Origin of the sequence: Brevundimonas sp. BR2-1, from assembly GCF_037626195.1 — a bacterium.
Classification (GTDB): domain Bacteria; phylum Pseudomonadota; class Alphaproteobacteria; order Caulobacterales; family Caulobacteraceae; genus Brevundimonas.
On sequence record NZ_JARKMV010000001.1, the window covers coordinates 737,496 to 754,580 of the forward strand.

Genomic DNA, 17,085 nt, shown 5'->3' on the forward strand with positions numbered 1-17,085 from the left:
GTCAATGCCCTGAAATCGTTGCTTTCCCTGTACGGCTTCGGACCGCGGACCGCCCTGCGCCGGCGGCCGGCCGCAATCCGGATCGGACCGGGGCGCGCGGCTTAACCGCCGCGGAACAGCGACAGGATGATCTGCGGCGCCTGGTTGGCGATCGACAGGGACTGCGCGCCCAGCTGCTGCTGAACCTGCAAGGCCTGAAGTCGCGCGCTCTCCTTGGCCAGATCGGCGTCGACCAGATTGCCGATCCCCGATTCCAGCGTGTCCATCAGCTTGGTGACGAAGCTGTTGTGCGCCTCGATCTGCTTGGCCTGGGCGCCGATCGAGCCGAGTGCGGCGTTCAGCTGGGTGATCGAATCGTCCAGCCGGGTCAGGGCCTGGGTCGCGCCGGTCAGGGTCAGCAGACTGTCCGACAGGGCCAGTTCGATGATGGCGCCGCCCAGCGACAGATCCTTGGCCGTCAGGGTGACGAAGCTGGTGGCGTCGGCGTTGGCGAGGAATTTGATGCCGTTGGTCAGCGACCCGTTCAGCAGGTTGCCGCCGTCGAACGAGGCGTTGCTGACCTGTGAGGCCAGCGCCCGCAGCAGGGCCTTGAAGTCGTTGTCCAGCAGTTGGCGGGACTGGGTCTTCAGCGACCCGTCCTTGGCCGCGACGACCTTTTCCTTGAGCTGGTTCAGCAGGTCCGAGACCGATTCGCCGGCCGACAGGGCGACATCCGCCACCGAGGTCGCCCGATCCAGGCTCTGCTTGACCGCGCTCAAGGCGCCGACGTCCGCGCGCTGGCCCTGGGCGATGGCCCAGATGGCGGCGTTGTCCTTGGCTCCCTGAACCTTGAGGCCCGTGGAAATCCGGCCCTGGACGTCGCCGAGGCGGTCATTGGTCCGCGTGAGGTTCTGCAGCGCGATGGCCGCGGAGTTGTTGGTGTGGACGCTATTCGTCATCCGACTCAGCCCTGTGAGGTTTCATCCAAGGCTTAAGGCGGCAAGCGTGCATACATGGTTAACGCGCGATAACCACGCCAAAACCCGCGCGGATCGCTCCTGCGCGGCGGGTGGATCGATTGTGCGGCGCGGTCAGGCGGTGGTGTTGATGACCGAGCCGGAGCTGTATTCCCCGGTCTGCATCAGGTCGACGACCTGTTCGCGGGGCAGCTGTTTGACAACCTCGCCGGTGACCCGGTCCATCGTCTTGTAGATGAACGACCCTGACGGCCCTTCCTCGATCACCAGGCGATAGCGCGCGGCGCGCTCGGCGTCCTGGGACGCCCTGGAATCATGAAAGTCGCCGCCTGCGGTGGAACCGGCGGCGGCGGCGGGCAGGATGGCGGACGCGGATACTGCGGCTATTTTGGCATTGGTTTGCATGGCTCCGTCCGACGGCTGGGCCGCGGCTTCCTATTGAAGGGACTGGGGATCGGTCGGGCGGGATCCACGCGGAATCCCGCCCTTCCGGTCGATCCTTAGCGGAACAGTCCGAGCAGGATGGAGGTCGAGGAGTTGGCGATCGACAGCGCCTGCACACCCAGCTGTTGCTTGGTTTGCAGAGCCTGCAGTCGGGCGCTTTCCTTGGCCAGGTCGGCGTCGACCAGGTTGCCCACGCCGGCTTCCAGAGCGTCCTGGAGCTTGCCGACGAAGTTCAGGTGGGTCGAGAACGACTTGGAGCCGGTGCCCAGGCGAGCCAGGGAGGCCGAAACCTTGTCGATCGAGGCGTTGACCAGACCAAGGGCGGTCGTGGCCAGCGTGGAGGTGCCGATGGTGGTCGTGGCCGTAACGGTCACGTTCGCGCCGCCCAGCGAGAGGTTTTCACCCTTCACCTGGAGGGTCGAACCCGCCGTGTTGGACAGGGCCTTGAAGCCATTGGTCGTGGTCGAGTTGTCCAGCAGGTTGATACCGTTGAACTTGGCGTTGTTGACCACGGTCGTGATCTGGTCACGAATGGCCTTGAAGTCTTCGTTCAGGGCCGAACGCGCCGAGGTGGTCAGGCTCTTGTCCGTGGCGGACAGGGCCTTTTCCTTCAGCTGGCTCAGCAGATCGGAGACCGATTCGCCGGCGGCCAGGCTGACGTCCACGGCCGATTGGCCGCGGTTCAGGCTGTCCTTGACGGCGTTCAGGGCGCCGATTTCAGCGCGCTGGCCGGTGGCGATGGCGAAGATGGCGCCATTGTCCTTGGCGGACGAGACGTTCTTGCCGGTGTTGATGCGGTTCTGGACCGTGGCAAGTTCGTTGTTCGTAACTTGCAGGGCCTGCAGGGCGACCATTGCGCCCACGTTCGTATTAACGCTGTTCAGCGCCATGACGATATTCCTTGTTTCAAGGTGTCCGACGCCATTTTGGCTGCCGGGAGCATTTTGCTCGCAGCTATCGCAGCAAGGACGGGACCAGTCGCCGAACCGACATGCCAGAGCACCGGCCGTTGATTTTGTTGCGTTAGTTCTCGTTAAGCACGTCCGGCGCCCGGCAGGATGTGCCGGGCGCCCGGCAATGTATGCCCACCGGGTCGGCAGCTTGTGCCGCCGAACCGGTCACGGGAGCCGCCGAGCCCGCCATCGGTCTTGCAGGGCGCGTTCGGCCTCCAGGGTCTCGACCGCCATGGCGCGGGCGGCGTCGCACCTCACCAGGGCCGCGCCCCGGGCGGCGTAGGACGCCTCCAGATCGGCCTGGGTCGCCCCCTCAGGCAGCCGGTCCAGCCGGCAAGGCGTCGTCGCCGCCTCGGGCAGGATCATCCGGGGCGGCGCCGCAGACGGCGGAAGCGAGTTCGCACAGCCGGCGATCATGCTCGCGCAGACGAGCGGCGCGAGCGGGGTCCAGCGGGGTCGAGGCGTCATGGGCGCTCCTTGCGTCCGTTTGGGCGCGGTCGGTCGCCACGGCGACCGAGACGGCCTGTTGATGATGGAGATCGAGGCGGCGGGCCTGATCGGCGGCCCCCTCGGCTTCGAGCCGTCGCGCGCCGGCGTCGGCTTCGGCGGTCGCGGCCCGGGCCTGGGCGGCCGCGAGCCTGCGCCCGGCCAGTCCGAACGGATCCCAGCGCAGCCCCAGCCCATGACCCATCGCCAGCAGGACCGCGAGCACGAGGGCGGCGGCCAGACCCCAGCCCAGCGGGGTCAGGCTGCGAAACAAGTCGAGCGGCCTCACGGGAACACCTTGCGGTCCAGTTCGAAATGCGGCCCGTCGCGCAGGGAGGTCCAGTCGCCGCCCCAGACGATCGCCGTGCCCTGCCGGGCGGCGGCTGCCTTGAAGGCCGCCGCGATGCGAGGATACAGCGGCCAGTCCCAGCGCACCTGTCCATCGACCAGCGCGGCCACATCGACCGCATGCCCGGTCAGATGGCGCGACTTGCGGGTCCGGCTGGCCCCCGCCCGGACCAGAGCGGCCTGGCGCTCGGGCGTGCGCAGGCCTTCGGTGACCATGAAATCCACAGGCGTCAGGCCCGCGGCCTCCTTGACCAGGGCCACCAGTCGCGGATGCACCCCCTCGAGCCGCCTGAGCGATCGTTCGGACAGGCGAAAGCTCATGGCCGGCGCTCCCGCAGGATGGCCAGGCTGGCGATCAGCTGCTGGGCGGTCGGAGCGACCAGATAAAGCACCATGGTCAGCGCCAGCAGCGCCATCAGCCCCTGCGCCAGCCGCGGCGCGGCCTCGGGCGGGGTGGCCGCGATCAGCCGGTCCAGCAGCAGCCAGGCCCCGCCGCTGACGGCGAAGACATACAGCCGGCGCCACAGCCAGCGGCTCTCGGCCAATGGCGACGTCGCCTTGTCGTTTTCAGGGTCGATCATCGGAAATCCTCAGGGTCCTCAAGGTCGCAGGCGGCGCGACGCCAGCCGTCGCCGCCGTGGGTGAACAGGTCGTCGTCAGTCAGCCGGGCGGGCGCGTCCCATGCCTCCGCGTCGAGCACTGCGGGACCGCTCCGGTCATCATGGGTTGTCAGGCGGCGGGTCATCCGAGGGCCGTAATCCAGACCATGCCGGGCGCGCCCGCGCCGCCGACGCCTCCAGCCGCCACGCCGGCTCCGCCCCCGCCGCCGCCCGCGCCGGCCCCGCCGCCCGCTCCGCCCGCATGTCCGGTTCCTGAGTCGACAGCGCCGCCGCCCCCGCCTCCGCCGCCGGCCCAGTGAAGGGCGGGCTGCGGCGCGGTCCCGCCCGCCGAACCGGCGCCGGCCCCGCCCGCGCCGCCCCCGGCCAGAACCGCCAATGTCCCGCCATCGCCGCCAGCTCCGCCCGCGCGGACGACGCCCGCGCCGTCCAGACCGCCCCCTGCCCCGCCGCCGCCCGGCCCATCGGGCCTGTCCCGGCTCTTGCCCGGTGCGCCGGCCGCCGTGACGCCGGAGGCCCCGCCGGCGTTCGACGCGGGTGCTCCGGATCCGCCGTCGCCCCCCGCGCCGCCCGCACCGCCGCCCTGCCCGCCGGAGCCTCCGGCGCCGGTCAACAGCGGGTCGCCGCCCAGCGCGATCACGCTGTCGGCCCCTGTCGCGCCCGCGCCGCCGCTTCCACCCGACCCGCCCGCTCCGACCGTGATGGTCAGGCCGGCGCCCAGCACCTCGGCCGCCCACTCCGCCCGGCTGACGCCGCCCGCCCCGCCGCCGCCGCCGCCGGGCCGCGCGCCCGAGGCGCCGGAAGCGCCGCTTCCGCCGCCGCCTCCGCCCCCCACGGCCACCGCCTCGATGGTTCTGGCCCAGGCGGGCGGCGCATATGTTCCGGACGCACCGAACACGGTCAGCGACCGCCGCGCGGCGCCTTGGGCGAACACCGCCCGACCCGTCGCCCGCTCGACTGCGAAAACATCGCTCCAGGTCGAACCGTCGGCGCTGACCTTCAGTCTCAGGTCGTCGTCGCCGACCAGGCCCAGCTCCGCCCGGCCGCCGTATCCGCTCTGGAACACCAGCGACAGGACGTCCCCCGCCGCCTCCTTGTTCATCGTCAGCCTCAGGTCGCCGGTGCCGCCGTAAGCCGCTTCCCGCGCCGTCCAGAGGGCGTTGTTCAGCTTGGCGAGGAAGGGATTCCAGCTGTCCGCCGTAGCGCCGATCCCCAGTCGGCCGAGGTCCTGGATCTCACCGAGCCGCCGCCCCAGCGGCGCCCAGCCGTCCCAGTGGCGCACCACCACCTCGGCCGCGTCCGCGACCAGAACCACCAGCCCGTCCGGCGCCGCCACCGCGCTCCAGCCGCCGCCTTCGGCCCGCACCAGCGTCCCCGCCGGCCGCGCCCCCCAGTCCGCGCCCGTCGCGCCGGCGGGCAGGATCCACAGGGCGCCGTCAGTCGGTGCGCCGGGCTGGGCCGTCACCGTGCGGCTGACCACCGCCGTCTGGACGAGGGCGTCCAGCCGGGTCAGGGCCTCGTTCAGGGTCACATGTTTCTGCATCTGCCCGGCCGCCAGATAGGGCAGCTCCAGTCGGGCGCTGTGGTCGTCGCTCATCACTCTCTCTCCGCACGGGATGTCGGAGATCAGTGTGGAGGCGCCGCTTCCTGCGGCTCGCAAATGACGCTACTCGAACGAAAAACGTCCGCGAAATCAGCGAGCTGGCTTCCCAAAGTCGTCTGTTTCGGCGGGAAAGGGTAGCGGGGAAGCCGGGCGGAAGGGCAGGACGGCTTCCCCGCCTGACGGGCCCGTTGGCTGTCAGGACCAGGCGGCGCGCTCGCGCGCGTCCGCAACGGACTCATCCACGGCAGCTACGGACCGCTCCGGGGCCCGGATGCAGTCAGAGGCGCTGAAGCTCGCCGGAGGCCACGACGGGGCCGTCGGGTCTGTCGGGCGCCGGCGTGTGGCCTGGAGTCTCCATGGATACGGCCACCGCCCGCGCCTGACCGGCCTTGCCCGAAAGCACCCGGCCGAGGTTGTGCCGCGAGGTGGCCGAGCCGTCGATGGCGCCGACCAGCTGTACCCCGCCTTCGGGCATGACCAGCCACAGGTGCGGCACGCGGGTGTCGCCGGCCATCTCGGTCGTCGGGGCCAGATACAGTTCGCCGCTGGCCGGGTCGTAGGCGATGGTCATGGCGGCGTGGCCGTTCTCCAGCGTCAGGGTCGCGACCCGGGTCACGGCCACGGGCGCCGCCGGCGCGGAGGCGGGCGGGACCGGCGACGGCTGGGCCAGCAGCACCACGACGGCGACCAGGCTGGCCGCCAGCAGGCCCGTCGAGCCGACGGCCCAGGTCCGCCAGAAGGCCAGCCGGTTGTCATTAGCAGCGACGGGGGCGGCGACGGGCGGCAGGCCCGCCTCCACACGGGGCCAGACCCGGGGCGACGGCGCGACCGGCGGGATATCGTCCGCCAGCCCGGCCAGCCGCTCGTTCCAGCGCTCGACGTCGCCCGCGAAGGCGGGGTCGACGGCCTCGCGGGCCCGCGCGGCGGCCTCCTCGGCCGGCGAGAGCACGCGCAAGGCCAGTTCCCCGGCCAGGGCCTGGTCCTCGTCCATGCCTTCGATGTCGGTCGGATCGGTCATGATTCCAGACAGGTCCTCAGCCGCATCAGCCCGCGCCGTATCCAGCTCTTCATCGTCCCCAGCGGCACATTCTCACGCGAGGCGAGAGCGTCATAGGTCACGCCTTCGAGAAAGGCCGTGCGGATGGCTCCGCCCGTGCGGTCGTCCAATTGCCCGAGGCAGTCGTTCAGGCGGCGCACGTCGTCGCCGGTCTCCAGCGCCTGAGCCGGGGACGGGCCGTCGTCGGCCACCTCGAACGCGTCGTCGATAGGCGTGGAGCGCCGCGCGGAGGCGCCCGACCTCAGCCGGTCGATCGCCCGGTTGCGGGCGATGGTCACCAGCCATGTGATCGGGCTTGCGCGGGACGCATCGAAGCTCCCGGCCTTTCTCCACACGGTCAGATAGGTGTCCTGCAAAACGTCCTCGGCCAATTGTCGGTCAGCCAAGATACGCAGGGTGACGCCCAATAGCTTCGCGGACGTGGCTTCATAGACCCGTCGGAAGGCCGCGCGGTCGCCCTCCCCGGCCCGACCGAGCGCCACGGCCAGTTCATCGCGGGTAAGGATCGAACTCATACGGGCGCCCGGAAAGCCAGGGTCCCGAACTGCTGTGGTTCGCGGGCCCCGGTCAAGCTGTCAGTCATGGAGGTAGACAATCCGACGCAGTTTGGGATTTCGCCGCATGTCGGCGACATGCCGGTCGTGTTCGCCCGAGGCCCGCGCCTCGCGTTCGCTGGCCTCGACCCAGTGAGTGCTTTCGATGTCTTTCTGCAGCACCTTGGCCGCCATCAGGTGTCCGGGGAAGAAGAAGTCGACCACGTCCGGAGCGAAGGGGATCACCTCCCCGACCGCCGTGGTCGCGCTGTCCAGGCCCAGATAGCCGACCATCCGCATCAGGGTGGAAGGCGTCGCCTTCGCCCTGCCCGCCTGGATCAGCAGCCACCCGGCGGCGCCGACGCTGTAGACCGTGCCCACAACCGGGATCCAGGTCAGCAGACCGTCCAGACCGATGCCGAACGGGCCGACACCGACGGCCCGGTCCGACAATTTCTTCACGCCCTCGACATTGGACCAGATCTTCTCGATATCCGCGACGGATCGTCTGGCCATGCCTGCCCTCTCCAGTTAAGCGAGACCGTAACGCGCCATGACGAACCCCGTTCACCTTAAATGGCAAGCACCGCGCTTCAGCAGCCTGTTGGCGCGGGGACGGCGGCTCGAGACCCTGTTCCAGCTGGTTCTCCTCGGTCCGCTGACGCTGGGTCTGCTGGCGCTGTCGGGCGTCGGACACCGGTGGGTCGACGTCCTGTTCCAATTCACCGCTCCAGTGCTGCTCCTCACCGCAGGCCTGACGGCTGTGCTGATCGTCGCGCGTCTGAAGGCGGCGGCGTTGTGCGGACTGGCCGCCACCATCGCCCTCGCCCTCGCAGTGGCTCCACAATGGTTTCCCGGCTCAGCGACGCCCCGGCCGGGATCGCCCCTCGTGCGGCTGTATTCCGCCAACCTCTGGGCCCTGAACACCGATGTAGAGGCGATCGAGGCCTCGATCGCGGCCGCCGACGCCGACATCGTCGTGCTGGTGGAACTGGGCGATGCTCCCGCCGCCCGGCTGGATCGGATGCTGGCGGCCTGGCCGCACCGGGTCGCCACGCCGCGCATCGACCGCCCCAGCGGCGCGGCTCGATCCATCATCGCCTCGCGCTGGCCGCTGACGGCGATCCGCGACCGGCCCGACGGTCTGCACGCGGTCGGCGCCACGATCCGTACGCCAATCGGCCCGCTGAATGTGCTGGGCGTCCACCTGACCCGTCCCTGGCCGTTTCAGGAGCAATGGGGGCAGATCAGCCAGACCATGGCGCTGGACGCCGTCGTCTCGGACCTGACCGGGCCCGTTGTCGTCGCAGGCGATTTCAACAGCGTCTCCAGCGCCCGCATCGGCCGCCAGATCCGGCGCGACATCGGCCTGTTTCCCGCCCCGGGCCTTCCCGGCACCTGGCCCAGCACCGTCCCGCCCGTGTTCGGCGTGACCATCGATCAGGTGTACCGCTCGCCCGACCTCGCCTTCGTCAGCCGCCGGCTCGGCCGGGCCACGGGCTCGGACCACCGGCCGGTGGTGACCGAGCTCACCCTCGCGGGGGATTGATCAGGGCGGCCAGACGCTCGGCGTGACCCTCGGCCGGGAAGTCGTCGGCGATCCAGCCTTCCTCGAACGCCTTGAGCAGACGGCCCGTCTCCGGCCCCGGCTCGACGCCGAGTTTCGCGACCTGGCGTCCCCCGACGGGCAAGCGCGGCGGGGTCCACGCCTGCGCCAGGCCGATCAGCCGCCGGGCGTCGTCCTCGCGCCCGGGCGCCTCGGCCCAGCGCCGATACGCCGCGTCAGCGACCGCGCGGGACCCGTGGCGGTAGACGGCGGCCCGGACCGCCGCATCGCTCATCGACAGGTCGGTGACGGGGGACGCGAGCGCCGATCCGACCAGCCGGTCCCGCGTAGCGTTGGCGAAGCGGAGACGGGCGGAAACCGCGCGCACCACTGGCTCCTCCGCCGGGAACAGCGCCATCAGCCGCACCACCGGATCGTCGGATGCGCTGACGGCGGCGTCGAACAGGGCCCGGGACGCCTCGGGCAGAAGCTGTCTCAGCACCCCGGCCTCGTCCATGGCCGCCATGGCCGGACGCGGATCGGGCGCGGCCAGCAGCTTCATAAACTCCTTCGATACCCGCTCTGCCGACAGCCGGCTCATCCCCGGCGCCAGCTTGCGGCAGGCCTTCAGCGCCGCCGCGTCCGGCTCGCCTCGTCCGTACCAGGCGAAGAAGCGGAAGAAGCGCAGGATGCGCAGATAGTCCTCGGTGATCCGCGTTTCGGGATCCCCGACGAAGACGATGCGGCCCGCCTCGGCGTCCGCCACACCATGGCCGGTCGGATCGAACACCTGGCCCTCGCCGTCGGCGTAGAGGGCGTTCAGGCGGAAGTCCCGCCGTGCGGCGTCCTCGGCCCAGTCGTCGGTGAAGGCCACGGTGGCGTTGCGCCCGTCGGTGGAGACGTCGCGCCGCAGGGTGGTGATCTCGAACGGCGTCCGCTCGGTGATGGCTGTCAGAGTGCCGTGGGCCATGCCGGTCGGCACGGCCTTCAGCCCGGCGGCGCGGATCGCCCTGTCCGTCTCCTCAGGCTTCAGGGTCGTGGCGATGTCGATGTCGTCGACCGGGACGCCGATCAGGGCGTTGCGTACGCATCCGCCGACGAACCGCGCGCAGTCCGGTCCGCCCGCCGCCTCCAGCGCCGCCATCACCGCCCGGGTGGACGAGGCCGTCAGCCAGGGCTGGTCCGTCAGCCGCACGGTCACGCCGCGTCCTCCGCCGCCGCCGCGTCGGGCGCCTCTTCCAGACCGTACAGCCGCGTGTGCAGGGACCGGATGACGCCCGCCGTCACGCCCCAGATGTAGCGCTCGCCATAGGGCATGGCCCAGTACCAGCGGCGCGGTTGCCCCTCGCGGTCCCAGGCCTCGCGGCGGTGGTTGGCGATGTCCATCAGAAAGTCCCACGGAACCTCGAACACCTCGGCCACTTCCTCCGGCGCGGGCGTTGTGACGGGGTGTTCGGTCAGCCAGCCGACCACCGGAGTGATCAGGAATCCCGTGCCCGTTTCATAGGCGTCGCCGACGCCCAGAACCTCGACCCTGGCCGGGTCCAGAGCGACCTCCTCCATCGCCTCGCGCAACGCGGCCTCGACGGCTGTTTCGCCCGGGTCGAGCCGCCCGCCGGGGAAGGCGATCTGGCCGGTGTGGCTGGCCAGGCTGTCGGCCCGGCGGGTCAGCAGGACCGTCGCACCCTCCGGTCCGGCGATGACCGGGATGAGCACCGCGGCCGGACGCAGCGTCCGTTCCGGCCGCGCCGTCCCGGGATTAAGGTCGAAATCCGAGCGCATGGGTGCGCTGTCCGGCAGCCAGCCCGAGGCCGGGTCCAGCCGCTCGATCAGTCGCGCACGCAGGGTGGACAGGCTCATTCCACCCCCGCCCCGACGGGCCCCAGGGCGAAGGCCGCGCCGTTGGAACGCACCGTCAGCCGCCCGTCCTCGACCTCCGCCATCTCGACCAGTTCATAAAAGACCGGCCGCGCGATCCGCGCCCACAGATCGGCGCGCACCCGCACCGACGGCGAGGGCTCGCCCGTCGCCGGATCGGTTTCCACGACAATGGGATGTTCGGACCCCGCCTCGGCCTCGTCGCCGACGTCGGTGGTGAAGACCAGCCCCCCACCGCGCCGTTCCACCGTCACCGCCCGGAACGGCAGGTCCTCGACCATGATCGACAGCTTCTCGCCCGGCGTGACCAGCACATAGCCATCGTCGTCCTTGCGCAGCACCGTCGAGAACAGCCGCACCAGTTCGGCCCGGCCGATGGGCGAGCCTTCATGCATCCAGACCCCGTCGCGGCGGATGACGATGTCGATCTCGCCGCAATGCGCCGGATGCCACAGATGGACCGGGGGCAGCCCTTTACCCGGTGCCTGTTTCGCCGCCTCGGCGACCCCGGCCAGTCCGGTCTTGTTGTCGGCGGTGGAAGCCATGGGTCCAGACTTAGGCGTCGGGACGCCGACGGCAAACCCCCTTCAGCCTGCGGAGCCTACGTCCGGATTTGACGCATCGGCATGGTTTCATCGCCGGAACCCATTCGAGTCCGGTCTTTGACAATTGCATATCGACACCGGAGCGCCGGACGACCCATCCGGACTATCCGGACCATCCGGACCATCCGGACTGTGTTTTCAGCGCTCAGCGCATTGCCTGCACAGGACCGGCGGGCAAATCGGCGCCGCGCCACAGCACCCGCGCCCGGTCCACCGGCCCGGGCAGTTGCACCTCGGGCGCGACGGCGAAGCCGAACCGCTCGAAATAGCCCATGTCGCCGACCAGAAGGATGTCGGTCCCAGCGTGGGCGGCGTGATCCACACACGCCTGCACCAGATCGGCGCCCAGTCCCGCCTTGCGGCTGTCCGAGGCCACGGCGATGGGGCCCAGGAACAGGGCCGGCGTCTCACCGGCCATGATCCGCCACAGGCGCACCGAGCCGATCACCTTGTGTTCGTCGCGCGCCACGAAGGCGGCGGCCACGCCCGCCTGCTCCCGCAACCGCTCCGCCGTCTTGGCGAACCGGCCCGGACCGAAGGCGGCCAGAACCAGCGCCTCGACCGCCGCCGCATCGGCGGGCGTCTCGGCTTCGATGCGCACAGGCGCGGGTTTGGGCGGGGCGTCGAACATCAGGCGGCGCAACTAGGGCCCTCGCCCCCCCGAATCAACCTGTGAATCAACCGGCTTTCGAGAAATCGGGCGCGCGCTTCTGGCTGAAGGCCATGAAGGCCTCCATCGCCTCGGGGCTCTTCATCTGGCTGCCGAAGGCCTCGCCCTCGCGCTGCATCAGGGCCCACAGGCGTTCTGAATCCCGCATCAGCGCCTTGGTCTTGCGGATCGAATTGGGCGCGCGCGTCGCCAGCTTGCCGGCCAGTTCCGCCGCAACGGCCTCGACCTGCTCGGCCGGGACGGCACGATTGGCCAGGCCCCAGGCCAGGGCCGTCCGCCCGTCGATCGGCTCGCCCAGGGCGAAGATCTCGAACGCCCGCTGATGGCCCAGCACCGCCGGCAATAGCAGCGACGAGGCGGCCTCGGGCGCCAGCGCCAGATTGATGAAGGGCGCCGACAGCAGGGCGTCCTCGGCGACCACCACCATGTCGCAATGCAGTAGCAGGGTCAGGCCGATGCCCACGGCCCGGCCGCGCACCGCCGCCACCGCCGGCTTGTCCAGCTCGGCCAGGGCTTTCAGGAAGCGGAACACCGACATGTCCAGCGGCTCGCCTGTCTGCGATCCGATGGCGATGAAGTCGGCGATGTCGTTGCCGGCCGAGAAGCTGTCGCCGTCGCTGCGGAACAGCAGCACGCGGACCGCGTCATCCGCCCGCGCGCGCTCGGTGGCGTCGGACAGGGCCGCATACATGGCCTGGGTGATGGCGTTCTTCTTCTCGGGCCGCGCCAGGGTGACTGTCAGGACGCCATCGGCCAGCTCAGTGCGAATATGGTCGGTCACGCCGTCTCTCCCTCATCGATCATGGTCCACCAGTCGACGCCGTCGGCGTCCCGCGTCCGGCTGACCCGGCCGCCTTGCAGCAGATAGTTCAGATGCGCCAGCGCCTCGCCGGTCGCCATGCCCCGCACCCCGTCCCCGACGGGCCGGGCGAACAGGGCGCCGAAGACATCGACCGCCCGCTTCGGCTCCCGCAACGTCTTCTCCAGCCGCTTCAGCGCGGTCATATGACCACGGATCAGGGCGTCCAGCCGCGTGTGCACGCCCCTGAAGGGCTCGCCGTGCGACGGCAGCACCAGCACGTCGTCCGGGAAGACCGTCTTCATCCGCTCCAGCGAGGCCAGCCAGTCGCCCAGCGGATCCGCCTCCGGCTCGGTCGGCCAGACCGACACGTTCGAGGATATCTTCGGCAGGATCTGATCGCCGCCCAGCACCACGCCGTCGGCCTCGCGCCACAGGCAGGCGTGCTCCGGGCTGTGCCCCTCGCCGACCACCACCCGCCAGTCCTGGCCGCCGATGCTGATGCGGTCGCCCTCGCGCATCCGCGTATAGCCCGACGGCAGGGGCGAGACCGCACGCCCGAACTGGCCGTATTCCCGGCGGTACGTCTCGACCTGGGCCTCGTCCCAGCCGGCGGCGCGATAGTGGACGGCCCCCGCTTCCGGCGCCGGCTGGCCCGTATCGGCCAGCAGCATCCGCCCGGTCACATACTCCAGGCGGGTCATGGTCAGGCCGACGCCGAACCGCTCGCACAGCCACCCGGCCAGGCCGATGTGGTCGGGGTGCATATGGGTGCAAATCACCCGCGTCACCGGCTTCCCGCCCAGCGGGCCCGCCAGCAGGGCGTCCCAGCGATCCCGCGAGTCCGGAATGTTCAGCCCGGTGTCGACCAGGGCCCAGCCTTCGCCGTCCTCGACGGCGTAGACATTGATGTGGTTCAGGGCGATCGGCATCGACAGCCGCATCCACAGCACCCCCGGGGCGACCTCGACGGCTTCGCCGAACCCGGGCGTGAGCGGACACGGATAGGTCAAGCCGCGCGCGTCGCGCGTCTCCATGTCGCTGCTCGCCGGATTCACGCCGTCGGCCAAGTCCGTCTCCAATTGAAACTCAACCGGTAGATAGGCTGAAGCCTGCGCGCTCGTCCAGCCCGCCGAACGCTGAGACTTGACCGGGCTCCGACAAGGGCAAAATGTGCCTTTCAGGAAAACCACTGGAGGGAGGCTTCACGTGTTCAGTCAAAAGATGCTCGCCTTGCTGATCGGCGCCTGCGCCTTTCTTCTCGCCGCCGAGCCGGCCGCCGCGCAGAAGGGCGCCCCGTCGGGCGGCGGCGGCGACATGGCGCAAGGTTGGTCCGGGGCCAACAACCCGGGGTATTTGTTCGACCCCCCTTCCAACACCCCCATCACGCGGGACAACACCAGCGGCTCGCGTCTGAACCGCCAAAGGGAAGAGGAACGCCGCATGGAGGAAAGGCGGCGTCGGGTCGAGCGCGGGGAAATGATCGCTCCCGACAACCCCAGCCCGGCGGAAGTCATCGCCGCCGCACAGTCCGTCGCCGCCTCGGCTGGTCTGAACTGTAGCGTCGTGGCGGCCGCGCATCCGGGTGTGGACGCGCAGGAGTCGCCGATCTACGAGGCCGCCTGCACCGAGGGGCAGGGATATCTGCTGATTGCATCGGCGCCGCCTCAATCCATTGGCTGCTTTGAACTCGCGGGGGCGGCCGCCGCCGCGCGCCTCGACAACCCCGCCGCCGACGTCGGCCAGCAGTGTGAACTGCCCGCCAACCAGAACAGCCTGCCGGTGATCGGCGCCTGGGCCCGCGAGGCCGGAGTGACCTGTCAGGTCGACCGGGCCGTTGTTGTGGGCAGGAGCACCGCGAGCAACCCCATCTACGAGATCGGTTGCGCTGACGCCGACGGCTACTGGCTGGAAAAGGCGGATGGCAACTGGCTTCTGCAGGGCTGCGCCCAGATTGAGGCGGCCGGGGAAACCTGCCGCTTCGCCAGGTCCCGGAGCTAGTCTTCCGGCTTCGGCCCGAGCCCTCCCGCGCGCCGGTGAACGCCTGTGTCGTCGGGAGGGTCGCGACGCCTTGACCCTGCCACAAGGGACGGCCAAGGGTGGGCCAACGATTGTCCATCCTGGAGTTCTCCGTGTTGAAGCGAAACATGCTCGCCCTGGCGGGCGGAGCCTGCGCCATCGTCCTCGCCGTCACTGCGCCGGCCCAAGCCCAGTCGGTCCCGTTTGAGCCCGCTTCACCCTCGGCTCCGGGCAGCGCCACCGATCCCAACCCCACGACCGTGACGCGCGACACCAGTGGTTCGCGCATGAACCGCGGCACGGCCGAGGAACGCCGTCAGGAGCGGATGAACCGTCAGCAGCGCGAGCGGCAGCCCGCGCCGGCCGCCGCCACGCCGGAACAAATCCTCGCCGAGGCCCAGACCCAGGCCACCGCCGCGGGGCTGGCCTGTCAGGTCACCGAGGCCGTCAATCCCGGCGTGACCGCCGAACAGGTCAAGATCTATGAAGCGGCCTGCGCCACCGGCCCTGGCTATATCCTGATCGCCTCGACCCCGCCCCAGAGCTTCGATTGCCTCGAGCTGGCCGGCACGGCCCACACCGCCCGGCTGCGCGATCCGGCGGCCGACGTGGGCCAGCAGTGCGTCCTGCCCGCCAACCAGAACGGCCTTGCCGTGATTGGCGGCTGGGCCCGCGAGGCGGGCGTGGCCTGCACGATCGACGAGGCCGTCGCCATCGGCAAGAGCAGTGCGAACAACATCGTCTACGAAGTCGGTTGCGCGGGCGCCGATGGCTACTGGCTGGAAAAGGCCGGGACCGGCTGGAAGCTGCAGGACTGCCTCCAGGTCGTCTCGGTGGGCGGAACCTGCCGGTTCACCACCGCCCAGGAACAGGCTGACGGCTTCGAGCCCAAACTGGCCGGCACCGAGGCTTCGGCCTGCGACGTGTCCCAGGTCCGTCTGATGGGCCAGAACCCCAACGGCCGCTTCTATGAGGCCAAATGCGCCGCCGAGGGCGAGGGCTATATCGCCCGCGTCAGCCCCGAAGGGGTCACCCAGCAGATCTATCCCTGCGCCACCGCCCAGCGGATTGGCGGCGGCTGCACCCTGACGCCGGCCCCGGCCCTCGAGCCGGAAGCCGCTCCGGCCCCGACCGAATAGGCTGCGGCCCATAATCGACGAAGCCGACGCCCCGGGGGTCTTCCCCGGGGCGTTTTCGTTTGCACGATCCCGCTTCACAGACCGGCCCGACACGCCGTACTCATGGCGTCATGCGCATCGCCACCTGGAACGTGAACTCCGTCAACGCCCGCCTGCCGACGGTGCTGGCCTGGCTGGAGGCGGCCCAGCCGGACGTCGTCGGCTTCCAGGAGATCAAATGCCTGGACGAGAAATTCCCGCGCGAGGCCTTTGAATCCCTCGGCTACAACGTCGAGACCAATGGGCAGAAGACCTACAACGGGGTCGCCCTGCTCTCGAAATATCCCCTCGGCGACGTGCGGCGCGGCCTGCCCGGCCTCGACGCCTCGGGCTTCGAGGCCGAGTTCGAACAGGCCCGCTATATCGAGGCCGTGATCGAGGCCCCCCGCCCGGTCCGGATCGGTTGCATCTATCTGCCCAACGGCAATCCGATCGGGACTGAGAAATTCGCCTACAAGCTGGCGTGGATGGATCGCCTTCAGGCCCATGCCAAGGCCCTGCTGTTGCAGGAGGAGGCCTTCACCCTGTGCGGCGACTACAACGTCATCCCGACGCCCGACGACGCGAAGAATCCGTCGGCATGGGTCAATGACGCCCTGTTCCAGCCCGAGAGCCGCGCCGCCTTCCGCGCCCTGAACCACCTCGGCCTGTCCGAGGCGGGGGAACTGGGCAAGCAGCCGCCGGGCACATACACCTTCTGGGACTATCAGGCCGGGGCCTGGCAGCGCGATCACGGCATCCGCATCGACTTCCATCTGCTGTCGCCGCAGGCCGCGGACCGCTTTGTGGGCATCGAGACCCACCGCGACGCCCGCGACATGGAGAAGCCCTCCGACCACGTCCCCGTCGTCGTCGAACTGGAGGACTAGCCGTGGCGGACGCGCTCCGGGTCATCCTGCTGGTGGCGCTGGCGGCGGCGGCCCTGACCACCGGCGCCCTGGTGCTGGCCTGGTGGATGGAGCCCGTGCGCCGCATGAAGCGGGCCCTGCTGAAGTCGCTGGGCGCCGTACCCGAGGCCGAGGCCCTGTCACCCGCCGAAGGCCGCGCCGCAGGCCTCGATTTCGACGGGGCGCAGGTGGCGGTGCTGTGGAACCGGGGCGGCTCGGGTCTGGTCTACGCCTTCGAGGAGATCGAGGGCGGCGAGATCATCGTCGACGGCCATGTCGTGGCCCGGGTGCGCCGCGGCGAGACGCGCAAGGCGCTGGACGTGCTGGCGCCCGAGGCCGAGCAGGTGACCCTGCGGCTGTTGTTCGCAGACGCCCGCCATCCCGAGTTCGAACTGGCCCTGTGGGACGCGACCCTGCCCGTGCAGACGGGCTCTCCGGGCGAGGCCCTGCGCCTCGGGCGGCGCTGGCTGTCGCACCTCGAAGCCCTGCTGAAGGGGTAGTCGCCG

Annotated in this window: 23 protein-coding genes; 5 read left to right on the plus strand and 18 right to left on the minus strand. The window is 70.3% G+C overall.

The window, feature by feature from the left end; all coding sequences use genetic code 11:
* Positions 1 to 101 precede the first annotated feature (101 nt).
* From BrevBR_RS03725 to BrevBR_RS03780, 12 genes are all read right to left on the minus strand, one after another.
* Positions 102 to 938 (minus strand): flagellin, encoded by an 837-nt coding sequence (locus tag BrevBR_RS03725; protein WP_332640322.1) that lies wholly within the window; start codon positions 936 to 938, stop codon positions 102 to 104.
* A gap of 132 nt (positions 939 to 1,070) precedes the next feature.
* The gene (locus BrevBR_RS03730) at positions 1,071 to 1,361 is read right to left on the minus strand and encodes a hypothetical protein (RefSeq protein ID WP_332640323.1); all 291 of its coding nucleotides are present in this window, start codon (positions 1,359 to 1,361) and stop codon (positions 1,071 to 1,073) included.
* A gap of 95 nt (positions 1,362 to 1,456) precedes the next feature.
* Complete coding sequence (locus BrevBR_RS03735; protein ID WP_332640324.1) at positions 1,457 to 2,290, minus strand: flagellin; 834 nt, start codon at positions 2,288 to 2,290, stop codon at positions 1,457 to 1,459.
* Positions 2,291 to 2,518: 228 nt separating this feature from the next.
* Positions 2,519 to 2,719 (minus strand): hypothetical protein, encoded by a 201-nt coding sequence (locus BrevBR_RS03740; RefSeq protein WP_339999973.1) that lies wholly within the window; start codon positions 2,717 to 2,719, stop codon positions 2,519 to 2,521.
* Positions 2,667 to 3,113, minus strand: coding sequence for a hypothetical protein (locus tag BrevBR_RS03745; RefSeq protein WP_339999974.1), 447 nt, complete (start codon positions 3,111 to 3,113; stop codon positions 2,667 to 2,669). The genes BrevBR_RS03740 and BrevBR_RS03745 overlap by 53 nt, the downstream gene beginning before the upstream one ends.
* A gap of 11 nt (positions 3,114 to 3,124) precedes the next feature.
* Positions 3,125 to 3,508 (minus strand): M15 family metallopeptidase, encoded by a 384-nt coding sequence (locus BrevBR_RS03750; RefSeq protein ID WP_339999975.1) that lies wholly within the window; start codon positions 3,506 to 3,508, stop codon positions 3,125 to 3,127.
* Positions 3,505 to 3,768 (minus strand): hypothetical protein, encoded by a 264-nt coding sequence (locus tag BrevBR_RS03755; protein WP_332640327.1) that lies wholly within the window; start codon positions 3,766 to 3,768, stop codon positions 3,505 to 3,507. The genes BrevBR_RS03750 and BrevBR_RS03755 overlap by 4 nt, the downstream gene beginning before the upstream one ends.
* Positions 3,765 to 3,932, minus strand: a complete 168-nt coding sequence (locus tag BrevBR_RS03760) for a hypothetical protein (protein WP_339999976.1) — start codon at positions 3,930 to 3,932, stop codon at positions 3,765 to 3,767. Before BrevBR_RS03760 ends, BrevBR_RS03755 begins: the two co-directional genes overlap by 4 nt.
* A complete protein-coding gene (locus tag BrevBR_RS03765) occupies positions 3,929 to 5,401 on the minus strand; it encodes a DUF2793 domain-containing protein (RefSeq protein WP_339999977.1) in 1,473 nt (490 codons plus the stop codon). Before BrevBR_RS03765 ends, BrevBR_RS03760 begins: the two co-directional genes overlap by 4 nt.
* Before the next feature lie 283 nt (positions 5,402 to 5,684).
* The gene (locus BrevBR_RS03770) at positions 5,685 to 6,425 is read right to left on the minus strand and encodes an anti-sigma factor (RefSeq protein WP_339999978.1); all 741 of its coding nucleotides are present in this window, start codon (positions 6,423 to 6,425) and stop codon (positions 5,685 to 5,687) included.
* On the minus strand, positions 6,422 to 6,979 hold the full coding sequence (locus BrevBR_RS03775; RefSeq protein ID WP_339999979.1) for a sigma-70 family RNA polymerase sigma factor: 558 nt from the start codon (positions 6,977 to 6,979) through the stop codon (positions 6,422 to 6,424). The genes BrevBR_RS03770 and BrevBR_RS03775 overlap by 4 nt, the downstream gene beginning before the upstream one ends.
* A gap of 60 nt (positions 6,980 to 7,039) precedes the next feature.
* Positions 7,040 to 7,513 (minus strand): DUF4112 domain-containing protein, encoded by a 474-nt coding sequence (locus tag BrevBR_RS03780; protein WP_339999980.1) that lies wholly within the window; start codon positions 7,511 to 7,513, stop codon positions 7,040 to 7,042.
* A gap of 37 nt (positions 7,514 to 7,550) precedes the next feature.
* Between BrevBR_RS03780 and BrevBR_RS03785 the strand changes: the two genes are divergently transcribed.
* Positions 7,551 to 8,546, plus strand: a complete 996-nt coding sequence (locus tag BrevBR_RS03785; protein WP_339999981.1) for an endonuclease/exonuclease/phosphatase family protein — start codon at positions 7,551 to 7,553, stop codon at positions 8,544 to 8,546.
* Here the strand turns inward: BrevBR_RS03785 and BrevBR_RS03790 are convergent.
* From BrevBR_RS03790 to BrevBR_RS03815, 6 genes are all read right to left on the minus strand, one after another.
* Positions 8,527 to 9,744 (minus strand): CCA tRNA nucleotidyltransferase, encoded by a 1,218-nt coding sequence (locus tag BrevBR_RS03790; protein WP_339999982.1) that lies wholly within the window; start codon positions 9,742 to 9,744, stop codon positions 8,527 to 8,529. The two genes, BrevBR_RS03785 and BrevBR_RS03790, sit on opposite strands and share 20 nt — an antisense overlap.
* A complete protein-coding gene (locus tag BrevBR_RS03795) occupies positions 9,741 to 10,403 on the minus strand; it encodes a CoA pyrophosphatase (RefSeq protein ID WP_332638820.1) in 663 nt (220 codons plus the stop codon). The genes BrevBR_RS03790 and BrevBR_RS03795 overlap by 4 nt, the downstream gene beginning before the upstream one ends.
* A complete protein-coding gene (locus tag BrevBR_RS03800; RefSeq protein WP_332638819.1) occupies positions 10,400 to 10,966 on the minus strand; it encodes a DUF1285 domain-containing protein in 567 nt (188 codons plus the stop codon). Before BrevBR_RS03800 ends, BrevBR_RS03795 begins: the two co-directional genes overlap by 4 nt.
* 205 nt (positions 10,967 to 11,171) lie before the next feature.
* The gene (locus BrevBR_RS03805) at positions 11,172 to 11,669 is read right to left on the minus strand and encodes a GNAT family N-acetyltransferase (RefSeq protein ID WP_339999983.1); all 498 of its coding nucleotides are present in this window, start codon (positions 11,667 to 11,669) and stop codon (positions 11,172 to 11,174) included.
* A 34-nt stretch (positions 11,670 to 11,703) separates the two neighbouring features.
* Complete coding sequence (locus BrevBR_RS03810) at positions 11,704 to 12,477, minus strand: enoyl-CoA hydratase (RefSeq protein ID WP_339999984.1); 774 nt, start codon at positions 12,475 to 12,477, stop codon at positions 11,704 to 11,706.
* Positions 12,474 to 13,565, minus strand: coding sequence for an MBL fold metallo-hydrolase (locus BrevBR_RS03815; protein WP_332638816.1), 1,092 nt, complete (start codon positions 13,563 to 13,565; stop codon positions 12,474 to 12,476). Before BrevBR_RS03815 ends, BrevBR_RS03810 begins: the two co-directional genes overlap by 4 nt.
* 163 nt (positions 13,566 to 13,728) lie before the next feature.
* Here BrevBR_RS03815 and BrevBR_RS03820 point away from each other — a divergent pair, with 163 nt between their 5' ends.
* From BrevBR_RS03820 to BrevBR_RS03835, 4 genes are all read left to right on the plus strand, one after another.
* The gene (locus tag BrevBR_RS03820; protein WP_339999985.1) at positions 13,729 to 14,496 is read left to right on the plus strand and encodes a hypothetical protein; all 768 of its coding nucleotides are present in this window, start codon (positions 13,729 to 13,731) and stop codon (positions 14,494 to 14,496) included.
* A gap of 131 nt (positions 14,497 to 14,627) precedes the next feature.
* A complete protein-coding gene (locus tag BrevBR_RS03825) occupies positions 14,628 to 15,653 on the plus strand; it encodes a hypothetical protein (protein WP_332638814.1) in 1,026 nt (341 codons plus the stop codon).
* 110 nt (positions 15,654 to 15,763) lie between these two features.
* Positions 15,764 to 16,561 carry an exodeoxyribonuclease III gene (xth, locus tag BrevBR_RS03830; RefSeq protein WP_339999986.1) on the plus strand — a complete coding sequence of 266 codons (798 nt, stop codon included), beginning with the start codon at positions 15,764 to 15,766 and terminating at the stop codon, positions 16,559 to 16,561.
* Between the two features lie 2 nt (positions 16,562 to 16,563).
* A complete protein-coding gene (locus BrevBR_RS03835) occupies positions 16,564 to 17,079 on the plus strand; it encodes a hypothetical protein (RefSeq protein WP_339999987.1) in 516 nt (171 codons plus the stop codon).
* The last annotated feature ends 6 nt before the right edge of the window (positions 17,080 to 17,085 follow it).

Coding starts and splice junctions, on each gene's coding strand:
- BrevBR_RS03770 (WP_339999978.1), bottom strand. CDS start 6,425: ATGACCGATCCGACCGACATCGAAGGCATGGACGAGGACCAGGCCCTG.
- BrevBR_RS03725 (WP_332640322.1), bottom strand. CDS start 938: ATGACGAATAGCGTCCACACCAACAACTCCGCGGCCATCGCGCTGCAG.
- BrevBR_RS03800 (WP_332638819.1), bottom strand. CDS start 10,966: ATGGCTTCCACCGCCGACAACAAGACCGGACTGGCCGGGGTCGCCGAG.
- BrevBR_RS03765 (WP_339999977.1), bottom strand. CDS start 5,401: ATGAGCGACGACCACAGCGCCCGACTGGAGCTGCCCTATCTGGCGGCC.
- BrevBR_RS03755 (WP_332640327.1), bottom strand. CDS start 3,768: ATGATCGACCCTGAAAACGACAAGGCGACGTCGCCATTGGCCGAGAGC.
- BrevBR_RS03760 (WP_339999976.1), bottom strand. CDS start 3,932: ATGACCCGCCGCCTGACAACCCATGATGACCGGAGCGGTCCCGCAGTG.
- BrevBR_RS03775 (WP_339999979.1), bottom strand. CDS start 6,979: ATGAGTTCGATCCTTACCCGCGATGAACTGGCCGTGGCGCTCGGTCGG.
- BrevBR_RS03795 (WP_332638820.1), bottom strand. CDS start 10,403: ATGAGCCTGTCCACCCTGCGTGCGCGACTGATCGAGCGGCTGGACCCG.
- BrevBR_RS03780 (WP_339999980.1), bottom strand. CDS start 7,513: ATGGCCAGACGATCCGTCGCGGATATCGAGAAGATCTGGTCCAATGTC.
- xth (WP_339999986.1), top strand. CDS start 15,764: ATGCGCATCGCCACCTGGAACGTGAACTCCGTCAACGCCCGCCTGCCG.
- BrevBR_RS03730 (WP_332640323.1), bottom strand. CDS start 1,361: ATGCAAACCAATGCCAAAATAGCCGCAGTATCCGCGTCCGCCATCCTG.
- BrevBR_RS03735 (WP_332640324.1), bottom strand. CDS start 2,290: ATGGCGCTGAACAGCGTTAATACGAACGTGGGCGCAATGGTCGCCCTG.
- BrevBR_RS03750 (WP_339999975.1), bottom strand. CDS start 3,508: ATGAGCTTTCGCCTGTCCGAACGATCGCTCAGGCGGCTCGAGGGGGTG.
- BrevBR_RS03785 (WP_339999981.1), top strand. CDS start 7,551: ATGACGAACCCCGTTCACCTTAAATGGCAAGCACCGCGCTTCAGCAGC.
- BrevBR_RS03740 (WP_339999973.1), bottom strand. CDS start 2,719: ATGATCCTGCCCGAGGCGGCGACGACGCCTTGCCGGCTGGACCGGCTG.